The sequence below is a fragment of the Lyngbya aestuarii BL J genome (assembly GCF_000478195.2).
Classification (GTDB): Bacteria; Cyanobacteriota; Cyanobacteriia; order Cyanobacteriales; family Microcoleaceae; genus Capilliphycus; species Capilliphycus aestuarii.
This window is the reverse complement of record NZ_AUZM01000186.1, coordinates 1-1,725: the sequence shown is the minus strand read 5'-3', so window position 1 is coordinate 1,725 and position 1,725 is coordinate 1. Positions and strand designations below refer to the sequence as shown.

Annotated in this window: 2 protein-coding genes; both read left to right on the top strand. The window is 32.1% G+C overall.

From position 1 onward, the window contains the following. Positions 1 to 81 precede the first annotated feature (81 nt). The gene (locus M595_RS27375; protein ID WP_071809970.1) at positions 82 to 834 is read left to right on the top strand and encodes a sulfotransferase family 2 domain-containing protein; all 753 of its coding nucleotides are present in this window, start codon (positions 82 to 84) and stop codon (positions 832 to 834) included. A 29-nt stretch (positions 835 to 863) separates the two neighbouring features. Continuing rightward, a complete protein-coding gene (locus tag M595_RS27370; RefSeq protein WP_023069687.1) occupies positions 864 to 1,571 on the top strand; it encodes a methyltransferase domain-containing protein in 708 nt (235 codons plus the stop codon). Positions 1,572 to 1,725 lie beyond the last annotated feature (154 nt).

Genomic DNA, 1,725 nt, shown 5'->3' with positions numbered 1-1,725 from the left:
TCTTCCGATCTCAATTGATTTTATATCCTGTCAAGCTCATTCAAAGTAGAGAAAATTTTTGAAAACCCCAATTGATTGATTATGCTTTCCAAAAGACATTATCATTTTCATTTACACTTAAATAATATAGACTTTGTGTACACTTATATCAGAAAAAATGCTTGTTCCGCCTTCAAAAAATTTTTTGTTGCAAACTCTAATATGCGCGATAACATAAAATACTGTAACTCCTATTTGGAGTTTATGATGAAATATCATCGAGTTAAGTCAATAGATAGCTTAAAAGCTTTTGAGCATAAGATTGCAGTGATCAGGAATCCAAGCGATAGGGTGATATCTGCTTACTTAAATCAGTTTATTCAACGTTTGAAAAAGGGATCAGATCTTTCAGATTCTATCAGTAGAAACATATCAGTGTCACTCGATTTATTAACTTTTCGGGAATTTGTGTCTGAGTATTTGGCCAAGGTAGATTTTGAAAGAGTTGATTGTCACTTTTGGCCCCAGAAAGAACATTTAGCACCCATCAACTACAATCATCTTTGGTTGCTTGATAATTTGGCTGAAAATTCAGAAAAACTTTTCGGATATGAATTAGCCAATAAATTTTTTAAACACAAAACCAATTCAACGTCAAAATACAAAAAATATGATGATAACGCAGTTGATTTGTCGGCTATTCATATTTATGAACGCTTTTTAAATCAAGGGGATATTCCTAGTTATTCTGCAATGTTAGACGATGAATTAGAAGCAATTATAAATCAACTTTATTATGATGATTTTGAATTGTTTTATACACTAAAATCACATTGCATTACCTTGTTTAATTAATCCAATTTTTTTTGAGGGCAGATAAAATTATGACTACGGTAATTTGTCCAATTTGTAAAGGTCAAAAATTTGGAAAATTCGCTAATCGCCCCTCGGCTAAATGTTTGACTTGTGGCTCTTTAGAAAGAGGTAGAGTTATCTACATGGTTCTTGTTAAATTAGGAATTCCACGTGCCGAAGATCGCATATTACACTTTGCACCGGAAAAGTGTTTTATCGATCTTTTTACCAAAAGTCATGCTGAAAAATACCAGGCTTTTGATTTGTTTCCTGAAAGATACAAGAATTCAAAAACAACAGTTCGACGCTTTGATATTTGTGAAGACTTGAACTCAATGCCATCAGATGAGTGGGACTTTATATTACACAATCATGTACTTGAACATCTTTTTTGTTCGGTCAAAGATGTTCTACATGGTTTGGCTCGTATTTTAAAACCAGAGGGAACGATGGTATTTACAATACCCATTCATAAAAGACAAAAAACAATTGAAAATCTCGACCCATTTTTATCTGAAATTGAACGAAAGAAAACATTTGGACAAAAAGATCATGTTCGCTTGTTTGGGTATGACGTGATGTATACTATTAAAGAATCATTAGGTGTCAATTGTTTTATTCCTGTAACTTCTTTATTTGAAGAAGAGGAGTTTGTAAAGGCTGGCATCCCCTGGCAACCAGAAAATGAACCAAACGGAAAATCTATTTTTTTATATAAAAAAAGTGGTAAATTTTGATTTTTTTATTGACTTTATACTTTCAGTTTTTTTTCATGTTAATTAGCGTTAAAAAGAAATTCATTTTTATAGCAAATACCAAAGCAGCATCTACAACTGTGGAGTTTTTATTGAAGGATTACGCTCAAATCGACTTAAGCGATGCTCATCCTGG